Origin of the sequence: Pseudomonas promysalinigenes, from assembly GCF_014269025.2 — a bacterium.
GTDB classification, from domain to species: domain Bacteria; phylum Pseudomonadota; class Gammaproteobacteria; order Pseudomonadales; family Pseudomonadaceae; genus Aquipseudomonas; species Aquipseudomonas promysalinigenes.
Genome location: NZ_CP077094.1, coordinates 3,997,712 through 4,018,532, shown reverse-complemented (window position 1 = coordinate 4,018,532; position 20,821 = coordinate 3,997,712). Strand labels below are relative to the sequence as shown.

The window sequence follows — 20,821 nt, the reverse complement described above, 5'->3', positions numbered from 1 at the left end:
AGGTTGATCAGACCCTTGTCCAGCGGCGTGAACTCCAGGGTGTATTGAATTAATTACAGTGTATTGAAATCGTTCCGTCATAAGCTTTTGCTGGTGATGCCGTATTTGCGTAACCGTTGTGCAATCGCCGTATGCGATGTCTGCAGCCGCCCCGCCAACTGCCGTGTCGAGGGATAACTGGCGTATAGCCGCTGCAGCAACGCCTTTTCGAAATCGCTCACTGCCTGCTCCAAGCTTGCCACCTCGCCATCCTGCCCTCGGGCCACCGAGGTTCCGGCGATATCCAGGTCACCGATATCTACCAGGTTGCCCTCGCAGATGGCCGCAGCGCGGAAAATCACGTTCTGCAACTGACGCACGTTGCCTGGCCAGGGGTTGGCCAGCAGGGCCGAGTGAGTCGCGGGGGTGAGGCGGCAGGCGGGGCGCTGGATCTGTGTGCAGGCCTGCTGCATGAAGTAGTGCGCCAGCATGAGGATGTCCTGGCCCCGGTCGCGCAGCGGCGGCACTTGCAGGTTGAGCACATTCAGGCGATAGAACAGGTCTTCACGGAAGGTGCCTTCGGCGACCATGCGTTCCAGGTCGCGGTGGGTGGCGCTGATGATGCGCACATCCACTTTCACCTCGCGGTCGCCGCCCACGCGGCGGAAGCTGCCATCGCTAAGAAAACGTAGCAGCTTGGCCTGCAGGTACGGCGACATTTCGCCGATCTCGTCGAGGAACACCGTACCCTGGTTGGCCAGCTCCATCAGCCCGGGCTTGCCGCCGCGCTGGGCACCGGTGAAGGCGCCGGGGGCATAGCCGAACAGCTCGCTTTCGGCCAGGCTTTCGGGCAGTGCCGCGCAGTTGAGGGCAAGGAACGGCGAGGCTTGGCGGCTGCTGATGGCGTGACAGGCGCGGGCCACCAGCTCTTTGCCGGTGCCGGTTTCGCCGTGTACCAGCAACGGTGCGTCCAGTGCCGCCACGCGCAGTGCGCGGGCTTTGAGCGTGCGGATGGCCGGTGATTCGCCCAGCAGCGCATCGAAGCCTTCAGCGTGGTCGTGGTGCAGCGCCGACAGGCGCTCGCCCATGCGGCTGGGCGCATACAGTGTAAGCAGCCCGCCTGCGTGGGTGATGGGCGTGGCGTCCAGCAACAAGCTTTGCCCGTGCAGCTGCATTTCGCGCATCGGCAATCGGAAGTTGTTGTCCAGTAGGGCCTGGAGAAGTTCTGGATCGTTGAACAACTCACCCACCGTACGCCCGGCGGATTCGCGGCCGCAAAGGGCGATCAGCGCCGGGTTGGCCAAAAGCACCTTGCCCGCGCTGTCGACCGCTAGCACTGGGTCGCTCATGGCCGCCAGCAGTGCATCGAGTTGCAGGTGGCGGCGTTGGCCGGGAAGGATGTCGACCACCTCCACCGATTGCACGCCCTGGACTTCGAACAGGGCGTCGTGAAGTTCTTCGAGCACTGCAGGGCTCAGGGTCGGGGCATCGATATAGACGTTGGGCGGGACCATCTCCACGGCGTCCAGATTGAGGTTGCGGGCACCGAGCAGGGCGAGGACTTCCTGAGTGATACCGACGCGGTCGATGAAACTGACGTGGATGCGCATGGGGCAGAGGGGCGTTTTGGCCGGGGAGGGCAGTAGTATGCCTCAACATTGTCAGGGCCGCAGAACGGCCCCTCTAGGCGACTTCACTCCAAGTGTTCAGGCTTGATCGGATCGCCCGATTTCACGTGAAGTTTCTCGCGGATGTCTTCGAACATCGCGTCGTAGAGCTTGTGTGGCGAGCTGAGCGTCTCGAATTTCTTCGGCGGCTCCAGGTGCGCCTGGGCTTTGCGGCTCAAGACCATCAGAAAGCTCGGTAGCACCTGGTCCTTGGCCAGGAAGAAAGTCTCATCCACCGGCTTGCCTTCGATGCTGCCGTGCATGTGAAACGCCACACCCAGGCCTTCGCCGGGGTCCTGCACGGCTTCGTATTCGATGTTCAGGTCATAGCTATGGTCGGCGCTGTTCAGCGCAATGCGCTCGATGTGTACGTGACCGGGGTGAAATTGGGCCATGGCTCAAACCTCCACAAAATTGAAAAGGCGGGCCCGGCTAGCCCGCCAACTGCAGTCAACGGTAGCTGATACCCGGTGTCTGGGTGCTGATCCGGGTACCGGCGACGCCTTTGACGATATCCTCGATGTTCTCCAGCGAGCTGATCACAGCCACTTTACCGGTATGGCGGGCGAAATCGCAGGCAGCTTGCACCTTTGGCCCCATGGAGCCTGCAGCGAAGCCCAGGCGATCGAGTTCATCGGGATGGGCCTGGGCAATGGCTTTTTGCGTTGGCTTGCCCCAATCAATGTAGGCCGCATCGACATCGGTGGCGATTACCAGAAGGTCGGCTTTCAACTGTTCGGCCAACAACGCCGAGCACAGGTCTTTGTCGATCACCGCCTCGACCCCCTTGAGCTTGCGGTTTTCATCGTACAGAGTCGGGATGCCGCCGCCCCCTGCGCAGATCACGATGCTTTTCTTTTCGAGCAGCCAAGTGATCGGGCGGATTTCGAAGATGCGTTTGGGTTTTGGGCTTGCGACGACACGCCGATACTTGTCGCCGTCGGCCTTGACCACCCAGCCCTTTTCCTTGGCCAGGCGCTGCGCTTCCTCTTTGCTGTACACGGGGCCGATGAACTTGCTTGGGTCTTTGAAGGCCGGGTCGTTGGCATCTACCTCAACCTGCGTCAGCAGGGTAGCGAACGGCACTTCGAAGTCCAGCAGGTTACCTAGCTCCTGCTCGATCATGTAGCCGATCATGCCTTCTGTTTCGGCACCCAGCACATCCAGCGGGTAAGCTTCGTCGGGCTTGTACGACAGCCCTTGCAGCGCCAGCAGGCCCACCTGCGGGCCATTGCCGTGGGCGATCACCAGCTCGTTGCCGGGGTGGATCTTGGCGATCTGTTCGGTGGCTGTGCGTATATTGGCGCGCTGATTCTCAGCGGTCATCGGCTCACCGCGGCGTAGCAGGGCGTTGCCGCCCAATGCAACAACGATACGCATGGGAAATGTCCTTTAAGCGAAAGAAATATGCGCTGTTGGGTGGCCGGACACCGCACCGTGGCAGCGGGTAACCCCGCTGCCACAGGTGACGCGGGCTGCCCAGCCTTACAGGTCAGCCAAGGTCGAAACCAGGATCGCCTTGATGGTATGCATGCGGTTTTCCGCCTGTTCGAAGGCGATGCACGCCGGCGACTCGAACACGTCATCGGTCACTTCTATGCCATTGGCCAGGTCCGGATACTGCTCGGCAATCTGCTTGCCTACCTTGGTTTCGCTGTTGTGGAAAGCAGGCAGGCAGTGCATGAATTTGGTCCTGGGGTTGCCTGTGGCTTTCATCATCTCCTTGTTCACCTGGTAGGGCTTGAGCAGCTTGATGCGCTCACCCCAGGCTTCGATCGGTTCACCCATCGAAACCCAGACGTCGGTGTGAATGAAATCGACGTCCTTGACTGCAGCCTTGGGGTCTTCGGTGAGGGTGATTCGTGCGCCGCTTTCTTCGGCGTAGTGCTGGCAACGCTCGACCAGGTCTTCATGGGGCCACAGCGCTTTGGGGGCGGCGATGCGTACGTCCATGCCGAGCTTGGCGCCGATCAGCAGCAGCGAATTGCCCATGTTGTTGCGGGCGTCGCCCAAGTAGGCGTAGCTGATGTCGTGTAGCGGTTTGTCGCTGTGCTCACGCATGGTCAGCACATCGGCGATCATTTGGGTTGGGTGGTACTCATCGGTCAAGCCGTTGAACACCGGCACGCCTGCGAACTTGGCCAGTTCTTCGACGATTTCCTGTTTGAAGCCACGGTACTCGATGGCGTCATACATCCGACCCAGCACGCGGGCAGTATCCTTCATGCTTTCTTTGTGGCCGATCTGCGATGAGTTGGGGTCGATGTAGGTGACATTGGCGCCCTGGTCATAGGCCGCAACTTCGAACGCACAGCGGGTGCGGGTGGAGGTTTTTTCGAAAATCAGCGCAATGTTGTTGCCTTTGAGGTGTTGCTGTTCGGTGCCGGTGTATTTGGCGCGTTTGAGGTCGCGTGACAGATCCAGCAGGTATTTGAGCTCGCGCGTGGTGTGGTGTTCGAGGCTGAGCAAGTTACGGTTGTGGATGTTGAACGCCATGACGGTTCTCCTTGAATTCGGTAGGGGGCCTGGCCGCCACCTCGTGAGTGCGGCCGGGTGTGCAGTGGGCGTTAATAGTCGATAGGGTCGCGTACGATCGGGCAGGTCATGCAATGGCCGCCGCCGCGGCCGCGGCCTAGCTCGCCGGCGCTGATGGTGATGACCTCGACGCCGGCTTTGCGCAGCAGGGTGTTGGTGTAAGTGTTGCGGTCGTAGCCAATGACCACGCCTGGCTCGATGGCCACCACGTTGTTGCCGTCGTCCCACTGTTCGCGCTCGGCGGCGAAGCTGTTGCCGCCGGTCTCTACCACCCGCAGCCCGTCCTTCAGGCCAAGTTGCTCGCCCACCACTTCGATGAACGACTTGTGAATGCGATGCACGTCCATGCCGTACGGCTTGTTTTCATCGGGGCGGATGATGAACGGGACGATCTCCTTGACCACTTCCGGGAAGACCGTGACCAGGTCCCGGTCGCAGAAGCTGAACACCGTGTCCAGGTGCATGGCCGCGCGGGATTTGGGCAGGCCGGCGACGATCACCTCTTTCACGGCCCCCTTGGCGAACAGGTTCTGCGCCAGTTGGCCGATGGCTTGGCGCGAGGTGCGCTCGCCCATGCCGATCAGCACGATGCCGTTACCGATCGGCATCACGTCACCGCCTTCGAGGGTTGCGCTGCCGTGGTCCTTGTCCGGGTCGCCGTACCAGACCTGGAAGTCGGCGCCGGTGAATTCCTTGTGGAATTTGTAGATGGCGGTGGTTAGCAGGGTTTCCTGGCGCCGCGCGGGCCAGTACATCGGGTTCAGCGTCACACCGCCGTAGATCCAGCAGGTGGTGTCACGGGTGAACTGGGTGTTGGGCAGCGGTGGCAGGATGAAACTGGAGTGGCCCAGGTATTCGTTGTACATGCGCACCACATCGGCGCCTTCGCTCTGCGGTAGGTCCTGGCCGGCCACTCCGCCGATCAGAAATTCGGCCAGATGGCGAGGCTCCAGGCCTTCGAGCCAGCTGCGCACTTCGTGGGTCAGGCCGACACCCACGCTGTCTGCGGTGATCTTGCGGTCGAGAATCCAGTCCAGAGCCTGCTTGTCCTGCACGATATCCGTCAGCAAGTTGTGCATTTCCAGCACGTCTACCCCACGCTCGCGCATTTTGGTGACGAAGTCGAAATGGTCACGTTTGGCCTGGTCGACCCAGATCACGTCGTCGAACAGCAGCTCGTCACAGTTGCTTGGGGTCAGCCGCTTGTGCGCCAGGCCCGGTGCGCAAACCATTACCTTGCGCAGCTTGCCGGCTTCGGAGTGGACACCGTACTTCTGTTTTTCAGCGGACATGGTTCATTCCTCCAATTGAACGAAGACGTGGGTCAAAGGGTCAGGAAGCCGTCATACAGGCCATAGGCTGCCACCAGGGCGCCGACGACCACGGCTGCGAAGATCAGTTTTTCCACGTTGGTGAAGATCGGCTGGCCCACCTCCCGCTTGGCTTTGGCGAACAGGATCGCGCCGGGGGCGTAGAGCAGGGCCGAAAGCAGCAGGTATTTGACCCCTCCGGCATACAGCAGCCAGATGGCGTAAAGCAGTGCGATGGCACCGATGATCAGGTCCTTCTTGCGTTCGGCAAGGGCCTGTTCGTATGTCTCGCTGCGCAGTGCCAGCAGGAAGGCATACGCCGCTGACCACAGGTAAGGCACCAGGATCATCGAGGTGGCGAGGTAGATCAGCGACAGGTAGGTACTGTTGGAGAACAGCGTGATGACCAGGAAGATCTGCACCATCGCGTTGGTCAGCCACAGCGCGTTCGCCGGCACCTGGTTGGCGTTTTCCCGGCGCAGGAACTCCGGCATCGTGTGGTCCTTGGCCGCAGCGAACATGATCTCGGCGCACAGCAACACCCAGGACAACAGGGCGCCGAGCAGCGAGATGATCAGCCCGACGCTGATCAGCACCGCACCCCAATGGCCTACCACATGCTCGAGCACCGCAGCCATCGACGGGTTCTGCAGCTTGGCCAGCTCCGGCTGGGTCATGATGCCCAGCGAAAGCACGTTGACCAGCACCAGGAACAGCAACACGGTGATGAAGCCGATGACCGTGGCCTTGCCCACGTCGGAGCGTTTTTCCGCCCGTGACGAGAAGATGCTTGCGCCTTCGATGCCGATAAACACCCAGACGGTGACCAGCATCATGTTGCGTACCTGGTTCATCACGCTGCCAAGCTCGGGAGTGCCCACGGCCCAGATGTCGGCGGTGAACACCTCGAGCTTGAAGGCGAACAGGCAAATCAGCGCAAACAGCACCAGCGGCACAACCTTGGCCACAGTGGTGACCAGGTTGATAAAGGCTGCTTCCTTGATGCCGCGCAGTACCAGAAAATGCACGGCCCACAGCAGCACCGATGCACCGATGATGGCCGCGGGGGTGTTACCTTCGCCGAAGATTGGGAAAAAGTAGCCCAAAGTGCTGAACAGCAATACGAAATAGCCGACATTCCCTAGCCAGGCGCTGATCCAGTACCCCCATGCTGATGAGAAACCCATGTAATCGCCGAAGCCTGCCTTGGCATAGGCATACACACCGCCGTCCAGGTCGGGCTTGCGGTTGGCCAGGGTCTGGAACACGAATGCCAGGGTCAGCATGCCCACTGCGGTGATTGCCCAGCCAATTAGAACCGCGCCGACGCCCGCACTGGCGGCCATGTTCTGCGGCAGCGAAAAGATACCGCCACCAATCATCGAGCCGACCACAAGTGCAACTAATGCGCCTAGCTTTAGTTTTCCCGAAGAATCAGACATTTAACAACTCCTGCCAGGAGAAAGTTGACGACAGCATAAATCCGTCGCCGTGGCCTTGAACTGACGTGAATCAGTTCTAGGCAAGGTGAAGGTAGGAAATTTCCTTCACGCGCTCCTGGAGAGTGCCAACAGCTCAGCTGCAGGCCTTATGCGCTGGCACCTCCATGTACGGCTAGAGCGAACGCTCTGTTTAACCTGCGATCTCTGAAGCTAGTTGCTTTCACCGTTTTCGCAAATTTTTCACAAAAAATTGTGCGTTTTATAGGTTTCTTTTCTTGTTGTGTTACAACTGCTAGCGTTACAGGAATTTTATAAGTTACTTCCGTCATTACAGGCATGAGTTTAATTTTAAGCCGGTCTATGTAGCACTAAAAGATGGCGCACAGGGTTGTTTCAGCCTCTGACAATGTGAACAAGGAACAGCATGAACGAACCAGGACAAAAGCTGCGCCTGGCCGCACTGATCGCATTGGTTGTCGGTTCGATGATTGGTGGCGGGATCTTTTCGCTGCCGCAGAACATGGCTGCCCGCGCCGACGTCGGCGCGGTTCTAATTGGCTGGGCAATCACCGCTGTGGGCATGCTGGCCTTGGCGTTCGTGTTCCAGACGCTGGCCAACCGTAAACCTGAACTGGACTCGGGAGTCTATGCCTACGCCAAAGCTGGCTTCGGCGAGTACATGGGGTTTTCCTCGGCATGGGGATACTGGATCAGTGCCTGGATGGGCAATGTCGGCTACTTCGTGCTGCTGTTCAGCACCCTGGGCTTCTACTTTCCAGTATTTGGCCAGGGCAATACGCCGGTTGCCATCGCTTGCGCCTCCGTGCTGCTGTGGGCCGTGCATTTTCTGGTGCTGCGCGGCATCAAGGAGGCGGCGTTCATCAACCAAGTGACCACCGTGGCCAAAATCGTGCCGTTGCTGATCTTCGTGGTCATTGCCGCTTTCGCGTTTCGCGCCGATATCTTCACGCGCGATATTTGGGGCCAGAGCAACCCGCAGTTCGGCAATGTGCTGAGCCAGGTGCGCAACATGATGCTGGTCACCGTGTTCGTGTTCATCGGTATCGAAGGCGCCAGCGTTTATTCGGGGCGCGCACAGCGCCGGTCGGATGTCGGCAAGGCCACGGTGGTGGGGTTTCTCGGGGTGTTGGCACTGTTGGTGTTGGTCAATGTACTGTCGCTGGGGGTCATGACCCAACCGGAACTGGCCGGGTTGCAGAACCCGTCGCTGGCCTCGGTGCTGGAGCACATCGTCGGCCCTTGGGGGGGCTTGCTGATCAGTATTGGGCTGGCGGTGTCGCTGCTTGGGGCCTTGCTGTCCTGGGCATTGTTGTGCGCCGAAATTCTTTTTGCCACGGCCCGTGACAAGACCATGCCGCGCTTTCTGGCCAAGGAAAACGCCAACCACGTGCCTGCCAATGCGCTGTGGCTGACCAACTGCATGATCCAGGGGTTCTTGCTGATCACCCTGTTTTCGGCCGGCACCTATACCAGCCTGATCTACCTCGCCTCGTCGATGATTCTGGTGCCCTACCTGTGGTCGGCGGCTTACGCGCTATTGATCGCGTGGCGCGGGGAAGGCTACCAGGGCCAGCGGGGCCTAAGGCGCAAAGACCTGATGGTGGCGCTGGTGGCGTTGATTTACGCAGTGTGGTTGCTATACGCCGGCGGCCTGAAGTACTTGTTGCTGTCGGCACTCCTGTATGCGCCAGGCGTTATCCTGTTCGCTCGGGCCAAACATGAACAGGGCCAAACCCTGTTCACGGCATGGGAGAAGCTGATTTTCGCGGCTGTGCTGGCCGGCGCGGGGTTGGCTGCCTACCTGCTGTATTCAGGGTTGCTGAGCTTGTGAGCCTGCGGTGCAGGGCTGCTCCGGGCGCGACCAGATCCACAGATTGCCAAGTGTCATGCCGGCGATCGCCAGAAACACCGGCCAGTGGTGTTCGAGGAAAATCAGCATCAACCCTGCACACAACAGCATGCTGAGGGTGGCGCTGACCTTGGCGCGGCGCTGGATCACCTTGCCGTTGCGCCAGTTGTACAGGATCGGCCCGAACACCCGATGGTTCTCAAGCCACGCTGACAGCCGTGGCGAGCTGCGCGTGGCGGCCCAGGCAGCCAGCAGGATGAACTCGGTGGTCGGCAGGCCGGGGATGACGATGGCGACCAGGCCGATGCCCAGGCTTGTGTAAGCCAGGATGCCATACAGCAGGCGGGACAGTTTCGAGCGGGCAGGTCGGGTCATGGTCTCACTGCATTGAAAACGTCCGGCCACCGGTAAGGCGGCCGGCTGGAGCGAATCAGGCCAATGCCGTGTCTGCGGCGTAGGCATGCTTGAGCAGTTCGGTGAAGCGCTCGAAGGCGGCTTGCGCGCCGCGCTCGGCGGCGGCGTCTTGTTCGGGCGACAGCGCCAGGTCATCGAGAATGCGGGTGAACTGCTTCCAGCCTGCGGCGCGGCCACCTGCCGGCTCGCCAAGGTGGCGGGCACCAAAATTTTCGGACAACTCCAGGGCCACGGCACGCTTGATCAGAAACGCAGCGCCCAGTTTGGAGCCTTCGGAGACGAAGATCCAGCCCAGTGCTTCACCCAGGCTCGGGCTGCGCAGCGCCCCAGGCAAACTCGCCGGCACTTCGGTATCAAGGTCTGCAAGGTCCAGGCGGGCTTGCTCGGCGCGGCAGCGCTGGGCAAGGTCCGGAACGATGGTGATCAGTTGCGGGTCGTTGTACAGGCTCTGCAGTTCAGCCTGGAACAGGTACTGGGCGACGACGAAACGGGCGAAATTTTCACGGCTGTCGAAGGGTGCGTGGGATTTGACCAGGGCATCGAGCTCGCTGTGCGCAGCTTGAGTGACTTGGTTCAAACGTTGCGAGCGCAGGGCTGGGCGATCGTTCATAGGGGTGTCCTTGGAAAATGAGGGCGTCTGGTGACAAGACGAAACAGCGATGCGGTGACAGTAAAAAAACCGGGTGTTTGCCAGGTTTCGCAATGGCCTGCTCTTGATGGGTGGGCCTGCGTCGCGAAAGGGCCGCAAAGCGGCCCCAGGAATTCAGCATTGCTGAGTCGATTCCTGGGGCTGCTGGGCAATCTGTTCGCAACGCAAGGCCGCTTCTTGAGTCAGATATCCCACACTACGTTGATGGCGAAGTTGCGCCCTGGCATGGTCAGGCGGTCGAGGTTGGCCGGTTGGGTCACGCCAGCTTCACCCTGGCCGTCGTAGCCGCGCACCGAGTCCCACTGCCAGTATTTCTTGTCGGTCAGGTTGTACAGCCCGGCGTTGACGGTGACATCGTCGGTGACTTTGTAGAAGCCGCTCAGGTCCAGGACACCATAGCCAGGTGTGCGGAACTGCGAGCTCTGGCCATCTGGCGCGAAGAAGGTGGTGTCGTCGACGCGGGTCTTGCGCTTGACCAGGGTCCAGCTCAGCAGGCCGCCGTAGTTCGCCTGTTCGTAACCCAGGCCGAACACGCCGGTCAGCGGGTTGACGCTGTTCAGCGGCTGGCCGTTGTCGTCGTTGCGACCATGGGCGTAGGCGATCGATCCCTGGGTATACAGACCTTGCGGTGCACCGAAGTGGTCCAGGTTCACCCGGCCCTTGACCTCGGCGCCCTTGATGGTGGCGCGCTTGATGTTGTTGGCCTGGAAGGTGGTTTCCAAGTTGGCCGACTGCACGGCATCTTCGTCGATGAAGTCGCGGTACTTGTTGTAGAACACCGCCACGTCGAAGTTGCCGGCGTCGAAGTTGCCGCGCAGGCCGGTTTCGTAGCTTTTGCTCTTTTCCGGTTCTAGGCCGGGATTGCCCTGCACGCTGTAACCCAGTGTCGGGTTTTCAAAGCGCCCGTACATCGATTTGGCCGTCGGGGTGCGGAAGCCTTCGGCGTACTGGCCATACCAGGTGTAATGGTCGTTGAAAGCGTAGGTCATGCCGAACTTGGGCGACACGCGGTGCCACTTCTTGTCAGCGTCGTCGAGGCTGGCAGGGGCGGTGCCCGAGCCTTGGATGCCCCGCAGGAACTGTTCGGTGAACTTGGGCTGCATGCGCGTGTAGTCGTAGCGTGCGCCGGGCAGGAAGGTCCAGTCGTTCCAGCGGATCTCATCCTGTACGAACAGGCTGTAGGTGTTAACGGTGGGGTCCGGGAAGTCACTGACCAGCGCCTGGGCATCGCTGGTGCTGACCTGGCCGATGCTGCGGCAGGCGCCGCCGACCGCCAGGCAGGTGCCGGTACCGCTGCGCGCGCCAGTGACCTGCTCGTGCTTGAGGGTGGTGCCGTAGGTCAGCAGGTGATCGCTGGCGCCGATACTGAAAGCCTTGTCCAACTGGGCATCGAACACCCACTGGCGGTCCTTGTAGGTGGTATCGCGGGTTCGCAGCACCGTGCGGCTGAACGGGAAGTATACCTCCTCGGTGCGCTGGTCGGTTTTGGCGACTTGGTAGTTCAGGCTCCACTTGAGGTGGTCGGCGAGCAGGGAGTCCAGGCTGAACGCGTGGTTGATACCAAAGCGTTCGCGGGTGATGGTGTCATTGCCTTGGCGGCTTTTGTACATGCCAAGGCCAGTACCGTTGGTGAATGGGCCGCCGACGGCGCTAAGAATGTTCTGGTCGCGATCGTCCCTGTAGCGTTCATAAGTCAAGCCCAGGCGGGCATCGTCGGCATAGTTCCAGCCCAGTTTGGCCAGTATGTTGGTAGTGCGCACATCCTCCGGGTTCGCCTGGGTGCGGCCCAACCCGGTGCCGCCATGGCTGCCGTAGGATTCGCTTTCGTGGCCGTTGCGCTGGCTCAGGTGCAGCAGGCCGTCGAATTCTCCCGTGCGGCCAGCCACGGTGGCCGAGGTCAGCCAACTGTCATCGGTCGAGCTGTAGCCGGTTTTCAGTCGCGCGCCGAGGTCCTTGCCGGGCTTGATGATGTCTTGCGGGTCGAGGGTGAAGTAGCTGACTGCACCACCGATGGCGTTGCTGCCATACAGCACCGAAGCTGGTCCACGAAGGATTTCCACGCGCTTGACGATCTCGGGGTCGACGTAGTTGCGCTGGGTCTGGGCGTAGGGGCCATAGAAGAAGCTGTCGGGGATCGACACACCGTCGACCTGGGTGAGGATGCGCTCGCCGTCGATACCTCGGATGTTGTAGCCGTTCAGGCCGCTGCGCTGTCCGGTGCCGGCCACCGACACACCCGGTTCATAGCGGACCAGCTCCTGGATGGTGTTGACGTTCTGCCGGTCCAATTGCTCGCGGCTCTGGACGGTGACAGTGCTCGGTACTCGGGTCACGTCCTGGGCGCTTCGGGTGGCGCTGACAGTCATCTGCTGCAAAGCGATCACGTTGTTCCCTGGCAGGCGTTCGAGTACCACATTGCCTTGGCCAATGCTGCGAAAGCTCAACCCGGTGCCTTGGAGTAGGCGCTGTAGCGCCGCTTGGGCTGGCAGCGAGCCCTGTACACCCGGCGAGGCAACGCCTTGGGCCAGGTCAGCGCTGAAGCCGATCTGCCACCCGGTGACTTGGGTGAATGCGTTTATGGCTTCGACCAGCGGCTGCTGGGCAATGTTGAAGCGGTAGTCGCCCATGCGCGAGCTGCTGGCCTGGGCCGGTTCTACAGCCAGCGCCGGCAGGCTACAGGCACCGCTTGCAAGCAGTGCCAGCGTCAGCAGCGACAGTTGGCCGGTACGGCGGGGACGGGTGGACGGGCGGTTTGGACCTGTGGACATCGAAAGCGCTCCCAGACGCGCGAGTTGTTATAGGGACGACTGTTCTCTTTATTGAACAAGAATCAGTTGCATTGGCTATAACGAGACGGGCCAGCGGGGAAATCGCGTAAAAATGTTTTTTACTCAGTTGATGATGACCACCGCAGGGAATTCGTGCAGCTGCGCGGAGGTGATGTGAGCCAGCGCGCGCAAGGTTTCGAGCGGCTGGTCGAGGCGGTAATTGCCGGTCACTGTCAGCGTGTCGAGGTGGCTATTGCGGTTGATGATCCAGCCTGGGTAATAACGTCGCACTTCTGCCAGCACCTGGCTAAGAGGGCAGTTTTCGAATATCAAACGGCCGTCGACCCAAGCCAGGTCTTTGCGCATGTCTGGGCGTTGCCGCTGGCCGAAGCCGTTGGGGCCGACACTGATACTGTCGCCAGCACGCAGGCGGATGCGCTGATCGCTGCGACCCTGCAGGTCGACATCGCCGCGCTGAACGCGTACCTGGGCCTCGCCATCGAGGTAGCGCACTGCAAAATCGGTGTCGTGCACCTGGGCGCGCAGAGGCCCGGCCTGAACGTCCAGGGGCGCCTGAGTACCACCGGGCACTTGGAAGTACGCCTCACCTTGCAACAGCCGCGCTACCTCGTGGCCGCCCCGCAGGTCGCTGGCGAATGCGGAGTCGGTGTTGAGCAGCACCTTGGTGCCGTCGACCAGCTCCAGACGCTGACGCTCACCCACTACGGTCAGGTGATCGGCTTGTAGGCGCACTGGCAGGTTGCCAAAGGTGAAGAGCCCGACCAGCAGCACTGCGGCACTGGCCAGAGGCTTGTAGTGCGCGCGCAGGCGGCCGCGTAGCGAGCGGCGTTGACGCTGATTCAACTGCATCGCGGCTTGGCGCATTGGCGTGCCGTTCCACAAGGCTTCGGCTTCGACATAGGCTTGCGCGTTCAGCGGACCCGCGCTGAGCCACTGCTCGAAAGCGGCGGTGTCTTCGGCGCTGGCGCATTGCAGGCGCACGAGCCAGTCCAGCGCCTCGTCCTGCGCACGGGCGCGGGCTTCAGGCCCGTTGGCTGGTGGGCGAGTGGCGGGGCTGTCGGTCACGGTGGGTCCTTGCTGAGGGTTTTGCGGATGATCAAGGCTAGGGCCAGGCATGGCAAGGGCACGGCACGTTCATTTGTGGCGCTCGGCCACGCCCATGCAGATGGCCATGATCAGCTTCAGCTCTTTCTGAACTGTGCTGGCCGAGATCTGCAGTTGCTCGGCAATTTCCAGATAACTGGCCCCTTGCAGGCGGCTGAGGATGAAAATGCGCTGCTGGCGTTGGCTCAACTGATTGAGGCTGACGCTCAGATGCTCAAGCAGTTGGGCTGCATGGGCGGCATCTTCGCTGCTACTCACTGGCGAGGCGACATTGTGCAGCACCTGCTCGGGTACATCGTCGACCAGCATGCGCGACTGCACGCGACGTGCTCGCAGATGGTCCAGCGCCAGGTTGCGGGCAGTCTGGAACACGAACGGTTCGAGGTGCGCGACGGGGCGCTCACCCAGCGCGCGGGAAACTCGCAGGTAAGTTTCCTGCAACAGATCTTCGGCGGTGCTGGGGTTACCTACCATGCGTTGCAACGTGCGCAACAGGGAGAGGCGCTGGATGAGGAAGACGGAGTGGAACCGAGACTGACTCACAGGGGGACCTGGCCGACCAAAAGATAATGATAATGCTTATCATGTAGCCTTCAGGTCAAGACCGGGATTGTCAGCGCATGTCCAGCCCGCGCTCTACCGAGCGTCGCAGGCGCGGCGCTCGGTCTGCAAACTACCCGTGTTGCCCAATCGGCCTTAGCGGGCGTTGGCCAATGCCAGGCAGTTGTCCAGCATACGGTTGGAGAACCCCCACTCATTGTCGTACCAGGCCAGCACCTTGAGCATGCGCCCGTTGGCGCGGGTATGGTTGGCATCGAAAATCGACGAAAGCGGATTGTGATTGAAGTCGCACGATACCAATGGCAAGGCGTTGTAGCCGAGCACCTTGGAATGGCGGCTGGCTTCGAGGAACAGCTGGTTGACCTGCTCGGCTGTGGCCTCGCGCTTGAGGTTGACGGTCAGGTCGACCAGCGACACGTTGATCACCGGTACCCGCACGGCCATGCCGGTGAGTTTGCCGGCCAGCTCCGGTAGCACCAGGCCGACGGCCTCGGCAGCGCCGGTCTTGCTCGGGATCATCGACTGGGTAGCCGAGCGAGCGCGGTAGGGGTCGCTGTGATAGACGTCAGTCAGCACCTGATCGTTGGTGTAGGCGTGGATGGTCGTCATGAGCCCTTGTTCGATGCCGAACTCGCGGTGCAGCACCTGGGCGATGGGGGCCAGGCAATTGGTGGTGCACGAGGCATTGGAGATCACCTGGTGCGAAGCGCGCAGGATATCGTGGTTAACCCCGTATACCACGGTGGCATCCACCCCCTTTCCTGGGGCCGAGACGATCACTTTGCCTGCGCCTGCCGTGAGGTGCGCAGCCGCCTTGGCGCGGTCGGTGAACAGCCCGGTGCACTCGAACACCACATCGATCGCCTCGGCCTTCCACGGCAGCTCCGCCGGGTTGCGGATGGCGCTGACCGCGATGCGATCGCCGTTGACCGTGATGCTCTCATGGTCAGCCTGCACGTGTGCATCGAACGCACCATGCACGCTGTCATACTTGAGCAGGTGGGCATTCATGGCGCTGTCACCCAAATCGTTGATGGCGACGACCTGCAGGTCCTGGCGGTAGCCTTGGGTATACAGTGCGCGCAGCACATTGCGCCCGATGCGGCCGAATCCATTGATGGCGATACGTAAAGTCATGGCAGTACCTCTGGCGGTTCGAGTGGAAGCTGTGGCAAAAATGACGCTTCACTGAAACGGTTTTGTTGTTGGAATTACAAGATTATTCACTCCGAGATAGAAAACAAGCCTTTTTGATGGCAGTATTTTGGTTAAACCTACAACGAGTGGTTGGGCATGTGCCTCACCGATGCTGCGGGCCGCTCTACCTTGAGCCTAGGCCGTAATCGTCGCCAGCACTGCCCGGTAAACCGCCCTTACAATTAGCCTGGAGTCCAGTACATGCATCCGCGCATCCTTGAGGTCACCCAACGGCTGATCGAACGCAGCCGTGCCACCCGCGAACGCTACCTTGAGCTGATTCGTGGTGCGGCCAGTGACGGCCCCATGCGCGCCAGCCTGCAATGCGCCAACTTCGCCCACGGCGTGGCCGGTTGCGGCGCCGATGACAAGCAGACCCTGCGCTTGATGAATGCCGCCAACGTCGCCATCGTTTCGGCCTACAACGATATGCTTTCGGCGCACCAGCCCTATCTGCATTTTCCCGAGCAGATCAAACAGGCGCTGCGCGAGGTGGGTTCGGTAGGCCAGTTCGCCGGAGGCGTGCCGGCCATGTGCGATGGTGTGACCCAGGGCGAACCGGGCATGGAGTTGGCCATCGCCAGCCGCGAAGTGATCGCCATGTCCACGGCGGTGGCGTTGTCGCACAACATGTTCGATGCCGCCCTGATGCTCGGCATCTGCGACAAGATCGTCCCCGGTCTGATGATGGGGGCCTTGCGCTTTGGCCACTTGCCGACCATTTTCGTCCCAGGCGGGCCGATGGTTTCCGGCATTTCCAACAAGCAGAAGGCCGATGTGCGCCAGCGCTATGCCGAGGGCAAAGCCACCCGTGAAGAGCTGCTGGAGTCGGAGATGAACTCCTACCACAGCCCCGGTACCTGCACCTTCTACGGCACTGCCAACACCAATCAGCTGGTGATGGAAGTCATGGGCCTGCACCTGCCAGGCGCCTCGTTCGTGAACCCGTACACGCCGCTGCGCGATGCCTTGACCGCCGAAGCCGCGCAGCAGGTGACGCGCATGACCAAGGCCAGCGGCAGCTTCATGCCACTGGGCGAAATCGTCGACGAGAAGGCGCTGGTCAATGCCATCGTGGCCTTGCACGCCACGGGAGGTTCGACCAACCATACCCTGCACATCCCGGCGATCGCCCAGGCAGCAGGGATCCAGCTGACCTGGCAAGACATGGCCGACCTGTCCGAGGTAGTGCCGACCCTGTCCCACGTGTACCCGAACGGCAAGGCTGACATCAATCATTTCCAGGCCGCGGGCGGCATGGCCTTCCTGATCCGCGAACTGCTCGATGCCGGCTTGATGCACGAGGACGTCAACACCGTGGCCGGCCATGGCCTGCGCCGCTACACCCAGGAGCCGTTCCTGGACGACGGTAAGCTGGTGTGGCGCGAAGGGCCCGCGCAAAGCCTTGACGAAAGTATCCTGCGCCCGGTGGCCAGGCCATTCTCCGCAGAGGGCGGCCTGCGGGTGATGGAAGGCAACCTGGGTCGCGGCGTGATGAAGGTTTCGGCAGTGGCCCTAGAGCATCAGGTCGTCGAGGCGCCAGCCAAGGTGTTCCATGACCAGCAGTCGCTGGCCGAGGCGTTCAAGGCTGGCGAGCTGGAGCGCGACTTCGTGGCTGTGGTGCGCTTCCAGGGGCCGCGCTGCAATGGCATGCCCGAGCTGCACAAGCTGACCCCGTTCCTGGGGGTGCTGCAAGACCGTGGCTACAAAGTGGCGCTGGTGACCGACGGGCGCATGTCAGGTGCCTCGGGCAAAATCCCGGCAGCCATTCATGTTTGCCCTGAAGCATTCGATGGTGGCCCGCTGGCACGGGTGCAAGATGGTGATATCGTGCGGGTCGATGGCGTCGAAGGCACGCTGCGGGTGATGGTGTCGGCCGAGGAACTGGCCAGCCGTGACCTGCCGCCGGCACCCCAAGGCAACGACCTGGGCTGCGGCCGTGAGTTGTTCGGCTTCATGCGTATGGCGTTCAGCCCGGCAGAGCAGGGCGCGAGCGCCTTTACTTCGGCTCTGGAGAACCTCAAATGAAGGACCTGCTGGTTGGCGACATCGGTGGCACCAATGCCCGTTTTGCGTTGTGGCGTGACAACCAGCTGTACCAGGTCCAGGTGTTCGCGACGGCGGATTACACCAGCCCTGAGCAAGCCATCCAGGCCTACCTGAACAGCCACGGCATTGCCCGTGGCGGTTTGGCGGCGGTGTGCCTGGCGGTAGCCGGGCCAGTGGATGGCGATGAATTTCGCTTTACCAACAACCACTGGCGGCTCAGCCGCAAGGCGTTCTGCCAGACCTTGCAGGTCGAGCGGCTACTGTTGACCAACGATTTTTCGGCCCAGGCCCTGGGCATGACCCGCTTACAACCCGGTGAGTATCGTGAAGTATGCCCAGGCCAGGCGGACCCAGCACGGCCGGCATTGGTGATCGGCCCGGGCACTGGCCTTGGCGTCGGCAGCCTGCTGCGCCATGGCGAGCAGCGCTGGCAGGCGCTGCCGGGGGAGGGCGGGCATGTCGACCTGCCGGTGGGCAATGCCCGCGAAGCTGCGATCCATCAGCAGATCCAAAGCCAGATCGGCCACGTCAGCGCCGAGACGGTGCTGAGCGGCGGCGGCCTGGTGCGGTTGTATCAGGCCATGTGCGCGCTGGATGGCGATATGCCCCGCCATACATCCCCGGCTCAGATCACCGATGCAGCGCTGGGCGGCGAGCCACGGGCGCTGGCGGTGATCGAGCAGTTCTGCCGTTTTCTCGGGCGCGTGGCGGGCAACAATGTACTGACCCTGGGGGCCCGCGGCGGGGTTTATATTGTCGGCGGCGTGATCCCGCGTTTTGCCGACCTGTTCCTGCGCAGCGGGTTTGCCGAGAGTTTCGCCGACAAAGGCTGCATGAGCGGCTATTTCGCCGGGGTGCCGGTATGGCTGGTGACGGCGGAATTCTCTGGACTGTTGGGGGCAGGGGTGGCATTACAGCAAGCACTGGATCACTGATGGGCGCTAAGCGCCCCCAACAGCAGGCGACGAAGACCTGCGATGAAAAGAGGGCGGGATACCTTGAGCACTGCCGGAAAATCGATCCTGATGGTCGACGACGATCAGGAAATACGCGAGTTGTTGCAAACCTACCTGAGCCGCGCCGGCTTCCAGGTGCATGCCGAAGCCGATGGCCAGGGTTTTCGCCGCGCGCTGGAAACCACCCCATGTGAGTTGGTGATCCTCGACGTCATGCTGCCCGACGAAGATGGCTTCAGCCTGTGCCGCTGGGTGCGTCAGCACCCACGCCTGTCGCGGGTGCCGATCATCATGCTGACGGCCAGCTCCGATGAGGCAGACCGGGTCATCGGCCTGGAGTTGGGGGCCGACGATTACTTGGGCAAACCGTTCAGCCCGCGCGAACTGCAGGCGCGCATCAAGGCCCTGCTGCGGCGCAGCGAATTCGGGCAGGCAGCGCCTGGCAACACCGTACTGGCCTTCGATGACTGGCGCCTGGATACCATCAGCCACCGCCTGTTCCACCGCGATGGTGAAGAGGTGATCCTGTCCGGGGCCGACTTCGCCCTGCTGAAGCTGTTTCTCGACCACCCTCAACAGATTCTCGACCGCGACACCATCGGCAACGCCACCCGTGGCCGCGAGCCGATGCCGCTGGACCGCATCGTCGACATGGCGGTCAGCCGCCTGCGTCAGCGCCTGCGCGATACCGACAAGCCGCCACGGCTGATCCGCACCGTGCGTGGCAGTGGCTACCTGCTGGCTGCCCATGTCTGCTGCGCGTCCTGAGCGGCGCTGGCGCCTGCTGCCGCGCTCATTGCTGGGGCGCATGCTGCTGCTGACCTTGTTGGTGGTGCTACTGGCCCAGGGCTTGTCGAGCGTGATCTGGGTTGCGCAGTTGCGCGCGAGCCAATTGCAAGGTCTGCGCGCCAGCGCTGGCAGCCTGGCTCACTCGATGAGCGCCAGCGTCAGTTACTTTCGCTCACTGCCGGTGGCCTATCGGCCGATGGTTCTTGATCAATTGCGCAGCATGGGCGGTACGCGCTTTTTCGTATCACTCAACGACAAGCCGCTGGACATGCCGCTGTTGCCCAACACCCCGCGCAAGCAGGCGGTGATCGAGGTGTTTGAGCAAGTACTGCATGAGCGTCTGGGCGAGGGCATGCAAATCTCCGTGGAGTTCGTCAGCCCTGATGACCTGCGCATATTCAACAGCGGCCTTAAACTCGACGAGCTGCCGCGTTCGTGGGCGCATTATTCTTTGACCCTGGAGCCGCTCAACCCACCGGTGTTGGTCACCCAAATTCGTCTTGGCGAAGGGGAGTGGCTGTATATCGCCTCGTTGTTGCCCGAGCCTTACACGGGCCTTGAAGCCGAACGCCTGCCTCGCCAGCAGATCGGCTTCATCGTGCTGACCACGGCTTTACTGTTGCTGTTCATCGGCTTGCTGGTGCACTGGCAGAGCTGGCCGCTCAAGCGCTTGGCGCGTGCAGCCCGTGAGCTTTCTTTAGGCGCCGATGTGGCCCCGGTGGCCGAAGGCGGTGGCAGCGAGGTGGTGGAAGTGGGGCGGGCGTTCAACAGCATGCGTGAGCGCATCAGCCGTTACCTGACCGAACGCTCCCAGTTGTTCAGTGCCATTTCCCACGACCTGCGTACCCCGATCACCCGCTTGCGCCTGCGTGTGGAGCTACTTGAAGACGAGCGCTTGCAGGCCAAGTTCAGCCAGGACCTCGATGAGCTGGAGCTACTGGTCAAAGGGGCGCTGCAATGCGTGAAGGACACCGATATCCACGAGAACATCGAGCCGGTCGACCTCAATCAGGTGCTGGAAATTCTGGCCGAGCCATATCTGCAGGATGGGCGGGTCACCGTCGAAGGTCGGGCTTTGGCCCCGTATCCGGGCAAACCTCTGGCCCTGCGCCGTTGCATCGGCAACCTGATCGACAACGCCATCAAGTACGGCGAGCGAGCCCACCTGCGCATCATCGATAGCCCCCAGGGGTTCGTGCTGCAGGTGGAAGACCAAGGCCCAGGCGTGCCGCAACAGCAGATGGAACAGGTGTTCGAGCCGCACTTTCGTCTGGCCGCCAGCCAGCAGGGCTACGGCCTGGGCTTGGGCATCGCGCGCAACATCGCTCACAGCCACGGCGGTGAGGTCAGCCTGCTCAATTTGCGCGAGGGCGGCCTGCGCGTCACGCTGCACTTGCCCCGAAGCGCGGAGTGACGAATGTCACGGCTTGGTGACATAACCGCAGTCCTTCGTGACATGCCGGCCGGGTCGGCTGGTTAGACTTCGCAGCACCACTGGCAAGGAATGCGC

Annotated in this window: 17 protein-coding genes; 5 read left to right on the top strand and 12 right to left on the bottom strand. The window is 61.6% G+C overall.

Annotated features, from left to right (window positions below; genetic code table 11):
- Positions 1–77: 77 nt before the first annotated feature.
- The 6 genes from gcsR to arcD (HU725_RS18210) all read right to left on the bottom strand — a co-directional run bounded on the left by gcsR (position 78) and on the right by arcD (HU725_RS18210) (position 6,933).
- Entirely contained in the window at positions 78–1,589 is a 1,512-nt protein-coding gene (gene gcsR, locus HU725_RS18235) for a transcriptional regulator GcsR (RefSeq protein ID WP_186477715.1), read from the bottom strand.
- Between the two features lie 83 nt (positions 1,590–1,672).
- Positions 1,673–2,041: a DUF5064 family protein gene (locus HU725_RS18230; RefSeq protein ID WP_060478728.1), complete on the bottom strand. Its 369-nt coding sequence runs from the start codon at positions 2,039–2,041 to the stop codon at positions 1,673–1,675.
- A 55-nt stretch (positions 2,042–2,096) separates the two neighbouring features.
- Positions 2,097–3,026: a carbamate kinase gene (gene arcC, locus HU725_RS18225; protein WP_186477716.1), complete on the bottom strand. Its 930-nt coding sequence runs from the start codon at positions 3,024–3,026 to the stop codon at positions 2,097–2,099.
- A 105-nt stretch (positions 3,027–3,131) separates the two neighbouring features.
- A complete protein-coding gene (locus HU725_RS18220) occupies positions 3,132–4,142 on the bottom strand; it encodes an ornithine carbamoyltransferase (RefSeq protein ID WP_186477717.1) in 1,011 nt (336 codons plus the stop codon).
- Positions 4,143–4,213: 71 nt separating this feature from the next.
- Positions 4,214–5,473: an arginine deiminase gene (arcA, locus tag HU725_RS18215; RefSeq protein ID WP_186477718.1), complete on the bottom strand. Its 1,260-nt coding sequence runs from the start codon at positions 5,471–5,473 to the stop codon at positions 4,214–4,216.
- 32 nt (positions 5,474–5,505) lie between these two features.
- A complete protein-coding gene (gene arcD, locus HU725_RS18210; protein WP_186477719.1) occupies positions 5,506–6,933 on the bottom strand; it encodes an arginine-ornithine antiporter in 1,428 nt (475 codons plus the stop codon).
- A gap of 424 nt (positions 6,934–7,357) precedes the next feature.
- On the opposite strand from arcD (HU725_RS18210), the gene arcD (HU725_RS18205) reads away from it, so the two are divergent.
- Positions 7,358–8,785 (top strand): arginine-ornithine antiporter, encoded by a 1,428-nt coding sequence (gene arcD / locus HU725_RS18205; RefSeq protein WP_186477720.1) that lies wholly within the window; start codon positions 7,358–7,360, stop codon positions 8,783–8,785.
- Here the strand turns inward: arcD (HU725_RS18205) and HU725_RS18200 are convergent.
- From HU725_RS18200 to gap, 6 genes are all read right to left on the bottom strand, one after another.
- Entirely contained in the window at positions 8,765–9,178 is a 414-nt protein-coding gene (locus tag HU725_RS18200) for a YbaN family protein (protein WP_186477721.1), read from the bottom strand. The two genes, arcD (HU725_RS18205) and HU725_RS18200, sit on opposite strands and share 21 nt — an antisense overlap.
- Before the next feature lie 55 nt (positions 9,179–9,233).
- Positions 9,234–9,827, bottom strand: a complete 594-nt coding sequence (locus HU725_RS18195; protein ID WP_186477722.1) for a biliverdin-producing heme oxygenase — start codon at positions 9,825–9,827, stop codon at positions 9,234–9,236.
- A 221-nt stretch (positions 9,828–10,048) separates the two neighbouring features.
- The gene (locus HU725_RS18190) at positions 10,049–12,634 is read right to left on the bottom strand and encodes a TonB-dependent receptor (protein WP_186477723.1); all 2,586 of its coding nucleotides are present in this window, start codon (positions 12,632–12,634) and stop codon (positions 10,049–10,051) included.
- A gap of 123 nt (positions 12,635–12,757) precedes the next feature.
- Entirely contained in the window at positions 12,758–13,720 is a 963-nt protein-coding gene (locus HU725_RS18185; RefSeq protein ID WP_186477724.1) for a FecR family protein, read from the bottom strand.
- A gap of 69 nt (positions 13,721–13,789) precedes the next feature.
- The gene (locus HU725_RS18180) at positions 13,790–14,302 is read right to left on the bottom strand and encodes an RNA polymerase sigma factor (protein ID WP_186477725.1); all 513 of its coding nucleotides are present in this window, start codon (positions 14,300–14,302) and stop codon (positions 13,790–13,792) included.
- Positions 14,303–14,455: 153 nt separating this feature from the next.
- Positions 14,456–15,457, bottom strand: coding sequence for a type I glyceraldehyde-3-phosphate dehydrogenase (gene gap / locus HU725_RS18175; protein WP_060480167.1), 1,002 nt, complete (start codon positions 15,455–15,457; stop codon positions 14,456–14,458).
- A gap of 261 nt (positions 15,458–15,718) precedes the next feature.
- Between gap and edd the strand changes: the two genes are divergently transcribed.
- The 4 genes from edd to HU725_RS18155 all read left to right on the top strand — a co-directional run bounded on the left by edd (position 15,719) and on the right by HU725_RS18155 (position 20,725).
- The gene (gene edd, locus HU725_RS18170; protein ID WP_060480166.1) at positions 15,719–17,545 is read left to right on the top strand and encodes a phosphogluconate dehydratase; all 1,827 of its coding nucleotides are present in this window, start codon (positions 15,719–15,721) and stop codon (positions 17,543–17,545) included.
- Complete coding sequence (locus tag HU725_RS18165) at positions 17,542–18,501, top strand: glucokinase (protein WP_186477726.1); 960 nt, start codon at positions 17,542–17,544, stop codon at positions 18,499–18,501. The genes edd and HU725_RS18165 overlap by 4 nt, the downstream gene beginning before the upstream one ends.
- A 63-nt stretch (positions 18,502–18,564) precedes the next feature.
- Complete coding sequence (gene gltR / locus HU725_RS18160) at positions 18,565–19,290, top strand: two-component system response regulator GltR (RefSeq protein WP_060480164.1); 726 nt, start codon at positions 18,565–18,567, stop codon at positions 19,288–19,290.
- Positions 19,271–20,725 carry an ATP-binding protein gene (locus HU725_RS18155; RefSeq protein ID WP_186477727.1) on the top strand — a complete coding sequence of 485 codons (1,455 nt, stop codon included), beginning with the start codon at positions 19,271–19,273 and terminating at the stop codon, positions 20,723–20,725. The genes gltR and HU725_RS18155 overlap by 20 nt, the downstream gene beginning before the upstream one ends.
- The last annotated feature ends 96 nt before the right edge of the window (positions 20,726–20,821 follow it).

Coding starts and splice junctions, on each gene's coding strand:
- arcC (WP_186477716.1), bottom strand. CDS start 3,026: ATGCGTATCGTTGTTGCATTGGGCGGCAACGCCCTGCTACGCCGCGGT.
- edd (WP_060480166.1), top strand. CDS start 15,719: ATGCATCCGCGCATCCTTGAGGTCACCCAACGGCTGATCGAACGCAGC.
- HU725_RS18155 (WP_186477727.1), top strand. CDS start 19,271: ATGTCTGCTGCGCGTCCTGAGCGGCGCTGGCGCCTGCTGCCGCGCTCA.
- HU725_RS18230 (WP_060478728.1), bottom strand. CDS start 2,041: ATGGCCCAATTTCACCCCGGTCACGTACACATCGAGCGCATTGCGCTG.
- arcD (WP_186477720.1), top strand. CDS start 7,358: ATGAACGAACCAGGACAAAAGCTGCGCCTGGCCGCACTGATCGCATTG.
- gcsR (WP_186477715.1), bottom strand. CDS start 1,589: ATGCGCATCCACGTCAGTTTCATCGACCGCGTCGGTATCACTCAGGAA.
- HU725_RS18200 (WP_186477721.1), bottom strand. CDS start 9,178: ATGACCCGACCTGCCCGCTCGAAACTGTCCCGCCTGCTGTATGGCATC.
- arcA (WP_186477718.1), bottom strand. CDS start 5,473: ATGTCCGCTGAAAAACAGAAGTACGGTGTCCACTCCGAAGCCGGCAAG.
- HU725_RS18220 (WP_186477717.1), bottom strand. CDS start 4,142: ATGGCGTTCAACATCCACAACCGTAACTTGCTCAGCCTCGAACACCAC.
- HU725_RS18165 (WP_186477726.1), top strand. CDS start 17,542: ATGAAGGACCTGCTGGTTGGCGACATCGGTGGCACCAATGCCCGTTTT.
- HU725_RS18195 (WP_186477722.1), bottom strand. CDS start 9,827: ATGAACGATCGCCCAGCCCTGCGCTCGCAACGTTTGAACCAAGTCACT.
- gap (WP_060480167.1), bottom strand. CDS start 15,457: ATGACTTTACGTATCGCCATCAATGGATTCGGCCGCATCGGGCGCAAT.
- HU725_RS18190 (WP_186477723.1), bottom strand. CDS start 12,634: ATGTCCACAGGTCCAAACCGCCCGTCCACCCGTCCCCGCCGTACCGGC.
- arcD (WP_186477719.1), bottom strand. CDS start 6,933: ATGTCTGATTCTTCGGGAAAACTAAAGCTAGGCGCATTAGTTGCACTT.